At 69.5% G+C, this 5,126-nt stretch carries 5 protein-coding genes; 1 reads left to right on the forward strand and 4 read right to left on the reverse strand.

The genetic code is table 11. From position 1 onward, the window contains the following. Window positions 1–46: 46 nt before the first annotated feature. From ND748_RS19335 to ND748_RS19350, 4 genes are all read right to left on the reverse strand, one after another. On the reverse strand, window positions 47–1,375 hold the full coding sequence (locus tag ND748_RS19335; RefSeq protein WP_251747412.1) for a hypothetical protein: 1,329 nt from the start codon (window positions 1,373–1,375) through the stop codon (window positions 47–49). A 486-nt stretch (window positions 1,376–1,861) separates the two neighbouring features. Beyond that, complete coding sequence (locus ND748_RS19340) at window positions 1,862–2,161, reverse strand: hypothetical protein (protein WP_251747413.1); 300 nt, start codon at window positions 2,159–2,161, stop codon at window positions 1,862–1,864. 66 nt (window positions 2,162–2,227) lie between these two features. Beyond that, window positions 2,228–2,596, reverse strand: coding sequence for a hypothetical protein (locus ND748_RS19345; RefSeq protein ID WP_251747414.1), 369 nt, complete (start codon window positions 2,594–2,596; stop codon window positions 2,228–2,230). Window positions 2,597–2,730: 134 nt separating this feature from the next. Then, on the reverse strand, window positions 2,731–2,931 hold the full coding sequence (locus ND748_RS19350; protein WP_251747415.1) for a hypothetical protein: 201 nt from the start codon (window positions 2,929–2,931) through the stop codon (window positions 2,731–2,733). Window positions 2,932–3,331: 400 nt separating this feature from the next. Between ND748_RS19350 and ND748_RS19355 the strand changes: the two genes are divergently transcribed. Further along, a complete protein-coding gene (locus ND748_RS19355; RefSeq protein ID WP_251747416.1) occupies window positions 3,332–4,666 on the forward strand; it encodes a hypothetical protein in 1,335 nt (444 codons plus the stop codon). Window positions 4,667–5,126: the final 460 nt, after the last annotated feature.

Here is a 5,126-nt window from a genome sequence, read left to right on the forward strand (position 1 = left end):
GCCCGGCAGCGGTCGGCGGCGGTCGGCGGCGGTCGGCGGGCGGCGCTCAGAGCGCGGCGGCAAGCTGGGCGAACTGATCGGTCAGGGCCGGCGCCGGGATGACGGACGCTACCGGGGCGGGCGCGGCAAGCAGGGTGAGCACCCGCAGCGCAGCGTCGGCGGAGGCGTCGAGGTAGCCGTCGAGAAAGCCAGGCTGCTCGCGGGTGACCGGCGTGCCGTCGCGCCCCACGGGGGTGGGCGTGACGACGTGGGCCACCCGCGAGCGCTCGGGGATGGCCGCCCGCCACCGCGCCAGCGATGACCGCAGCTTCGCCGGCTCCACCCCGCCGAGGCGGGCGGCCTCGTCGACGCCGGTGGGGGCGATCGGGCGTTCCTCGGGCAGCAGCAGGAAAACGGCGATCTCGGGAGGGGCGGCGGCGAGCAGCCGGACGTCCGCGTCCGCCGGCTGCTCGCCGAGGACGTGGGCGAACACGTGGGCCGGCGACTGCGCCGGGTTGCCGAGCCATTCCCGCATCAGCTCGCGGGTCGTCGCGGTGGCGGAGTCCGACGTGCCGTCGATCGTCCGGGCCATGTAGTCGAAGCTGGCGTGCCCCCAGCCGAGTGCCCGGGACAGCAGTGCCGATACCGAGTACATCCCGGCCCACTTCGGCCCCGCGACGACGATGCCACGCACCTGGCCGAGGTCGGCTCGCCATGGCCGAGCGGGGCGCACCGCGGCGAGCCTCGGCACGAAGACCCGCAGTTGGTTACCGGCGGCGATCGGCTCGCCGGCGAAGGGCGCATCGTCCCATTCGGCGCCGGTCGCGGCGAAAGCATCGGCGAACACCTGTCTTGCCTCGTCCTGGGACACCCGGCCCCGGATTGGCTCAAGCAGGACATAGTCCGCGAAGTGGTAGGGGAGCCGACGGCCTCGCCAGTGCGCGAACACTGCCGCGTTCCAGGACCCGGCGCGCAGCGCCTGCTCGACGAACAGCGCTGCCCCCGTCTGCCGGTGCCGCTCGACGAGGCGCTCCTGCAGATCGAGAATCTGTCGCCGGTAGTCCCCCACCTGGAGGGCCAGCGTAAGCGGGGCGTTGTCGACGAGGCCGTAGGCGGCGAGCATCGCCAGCGGGTGCTCGCCGACCGCGTGCGCGAGGGGCCGGATGGCGTGCGCGTCGAGCACGGTGTCGTTCGCGAGCCAGCGCCGCACCTTGTCGGAGCCGGGCGCCAGGCCAAGCTCCGCGGCCACCATCTCGGTCAGCTCCGTGCGGCCGAGCTGGCGGGCGTCCATCGCCTCCTTCATCGCGTCCGCCCAGCGCGCCTGGAGTGGACGGTCGTACGCCGGCGTCGGCCGGGCCAGCGGCTGATAACGCTGATGCTTGCGATCGACGGCCACGACTCCATGATCCCGCCGCCATAACCGTCCGGGTCAAGCCACGCGAACCCACCACCTTCGCCCTGGCCACCGAGCCGCGAGCAAATCCGTCACCAGGTCGTACCGTTGCGAACCCTCCAAGGATGATCACGGACAAGTCGCTGTTCCGCCTCCTCGGCGTCCCCGAGTCGTTGCGATCCCTCCAGGGATGATCACGGACCCCACGGTAAAGCCGCAGGTCGGCGGGTCCGTCTGGGTGTTGCGCATGGTGATCGTTGCAGCGGTCCGCCGGTAATGCAATCGCCCAGGTCAGGACGTTGATCCTTCTGGGCGCGAGTGCGGCTCCGGGCCGGTGGCGAGGGGCGCAGACCAGCCCGGGGCCGACTTCCATGACCGGCGTGCTGGCCATGGAGGCAGAGACCCCGCCGCGTGGACGAGACGCACGGGCCCTCTGCCCGGTGACAGGGAGGCGTGACCTCTCGCCCGTCACCCGCTCACACACCGCGATCACTCCTGCGAAGGTCTCTCGCGTCCACCCATCCGGCGGAGGAACTCCACCTCGCCGCGGAACGTCTCGGTATCCACAGTCAGCCCCGGGAGCTGCAACCGGATACCGGCCAACGACCGGTGCAGATCCTGGTCTTCCAACGCATGCGCCATCAGATACAACGTCGCATCCGCCAACGGATGGGACCGGTTCACCGCCGCCGACCGGGCCAGCAACTCCAACACCCGACCCACCACCAACTCCACCGTGGCGCGGTCCACGTCGGGCAACTCCCCGGCGATCCGCGCGGACAGCGCCAAGCCCAGCCGCTCCACCAACGATGGCAGGCCCCGCCGGCCCGGTACCGGCCTCCCCGCCGGACGCGGTCACGGCCGCCGGCCCAGGCCGAGGATCTGCCGGCGACTGATCCACTGCTCATATCGGTCAGGTGCCATGACCTCCCACACCCGCCGGGGCACCCAGACCTCTCCTGCCTCCCACACGAGCACCTCATGCGCCACCGGCCGCCGCCCCTGAAACGTTGCATCCAACCCGTTCAACGACCCGCCGCACACGACCAGCCCCCGCCGGGCCGACCGCACCGCCAGCCGCAGGCCCAACACCACCATCGCCAACCGCGAGGCACCCAGATCCCGCCTGCCACGGTGCACGACCACCGCCATCACCCCCGGCCGCCCGGCAGCACCGAACGCGGCCTCCAGCAGCACCCCCGCCGCCACCGGCCAGAAATCCACCTCCATCCTCGGCCGCCCGGCCTGCCCATCCCACACCGGTTCCGCGCAGACCAACAGCCCATCGACGTCGGGTAACGCCACCTCCGGCAATCAGCGATACCGCGAGTCATCCGGACCATCGCCCTCGATCAGGCTCACAGCACCGCCACCTCCTCCGCGTCGGTCACGCACAACATCGGCGCCACCGTCCAATCCCCATAGCACCGCTCCCGCGCGTGACTTTCCGCCGCCGCCGGCGAATCGAACGGGCCGATCAGCCCTTCCAACCGCCGCCCCGAACCGAACGTCGCCAATCCCCACCGGACAACCGGCGCCACCGGCACGCCGTCACCCACCCCCCCGAACCCGGCTCGTTTCTCACACCCGGCCATGGCCAACCCCCTTCCGAGGCGACGACGATGGGCGCAGCCCCGACCAGGCCAAGCCCACGGCGACCAGTCCGCCGATCAAAACGGCTTCCGCCGAGGACGACCAGGCCAATACGGCAGGCGCCGCCGAGAACAGTCTTTGTCGCTCACCGAGCGGCTCCTAGTGACGCCCATGGGCCTAATTCCGTGGTAGCTACGTGGCACCCAGTAGTGGCATGGTGTCGCCGGGGTGCCATCTGGGTGCCGTTTCGGCCTCCAGGAGCGCCAGGCCGTGACAATCGGACCACCGGCCGGTAAAGCTTGCTGAAGGTCCGGCGGGACTGTCCGGACTGCCGGAATTCTGGGCCAGCGCGAAGGAAGTCCACGTATGCCGTCGACCCCCGCCGAGCCCCGAACGCTGCTCGCCCGCTGGGTCCGCCAGCAGGGATGGACCGTCGAGGAGTTCCGCCGCCGCTATGCGGAAACGGCACAAGCCATCGACGCGCGGGCCGACAGCGTCAGCGAACGGCAGGCGAAACGCTGGCTCGCCGGCACACTGGTCCACCGACCCCATCCGTCCGCAAGCTCGGTCCTCGAAGCCCTGTGCCGGCAACCCATCGACACGCTGCTCAGTGAAGCTGACCCGGTTCCGGTCACACCTGAACTCCTTCCTCAGAACCAGCCGCCGCGGGTGCATCAGCCGCCCAACTTCGAGGCAACCACCGCAGTGGCAGATGCCGAGGAGACGTTTCGATTCCTGGTGCGCGCGGAGAACACACCCGCCCCCGAGATCATCGAGATGTTGTGGAGCGAGGTACGGCGTCTGTCTCGCTCCTACGGCGATCACCTGAGCCTCCGTGTCGACGAGTTGATCGTGGCACGCAAGGCGATCTTCCGACTGATTGACGGCCCTACCGAACCGCACCAAATACGCGATCTCTACCTTCTCGGCGGCCTGGTGTGCGCGATGCTCGCGCACACATCTCGCGATCTTGGCCAGACCCGGAGAGCCATCACCTACCAGGACGCCGCGCTTCTATGTGCCAACCGATCCGCACACCCCGGCCTCCGTATCGTCGTCAGGACCGAACAGGCAGCAACCTCCTACTGGATGGGTCAATACGCCGAATCCATCCAGTTCGCCGAGCTCGCCCGCCGCGATACGGAACACGCACACGGATCAATCGCCGTGCTGCCCTTCGTGCAACAGGCCCGCGCCTACGCGGCCATCGGCGACACGAACCGGAGCCGCAACGCCCTGACCCACAGCTACCGGACACGTGATCAGGTCGAACCGGACGAGCTCGACGACATGGGCGGCCTGATGCGCCTGTCACTACCCGAACAGCTCGGCATCATCGCCGGAACCGCCGCCTGGTTCCCCGACCCCGCCGAATCCGAACGGGCTGCACACGAGGCCGTCACCGCATATCAGCAAGCCCCCTACGCGGACCGATCCCACAACTCCGAAGCCATCGCTCGCGCCGACCTGGCCACGGCCCGCCTCCGCCTCCACGCACTCGACGCCGCCCACGACGCGCTACGCCCCGTACTCGCGATCCCCGAACCGCACCGAGTACTCCCGATTCGGAAAGGCGTGCGACGGCTCAGCGTCGTACTCCAGCGAGATCCCCTCTACCGAGCCGCGCCGAAAGCCCGGGACCTCGCCATCGCCATCGACGACTTCACCTCCGGCATCCAGCCGAACGCCCTGGAAAGCTGACCGTCGCGAACAACCTGCGGTGCCGAACCGCCCCCGCTGGCAGACGAGCACGGTGGCGTGATGGCATGGCGCCCTACAGGACCCGGAAGGATCAACGCCCTGACCAGGGCGATTGCATTACCGGCGGACCGCTGCAACGATCACCATGCGCAACACCCAGGCGGCCCCTCCGACCTGCAGCTTTACCATGGGGTCCGTGATCATCCCTGGAGGGATCGCAACTGCATGTGGCCGTGGACGACTGGCAGCCCCTCATGTCCGTGATCATCCCTGGAGGGATCGCAACACGCGGGGGGTGAGCACGCCCGCGATGTCCTTGAGTCCGTGATCATCCCTGGAGGGATCGCAACGGGGACATGAGCAGCTCCATCCGCGCGGAGCGCGTCCGTGATCATCCCTGGAGGGATCGCAACGGGGACATGAGCAGCTCCATCCGCGCGGAGCGCGTCCGTGATCATCC

This window comes from Frankia sp. AiPs1 (assembly GCF_023716945.1).
GTDB lineage: Bacteria > Actinomycetota > Actinomycetes > Frankiales > Frankiaceae > Frankia.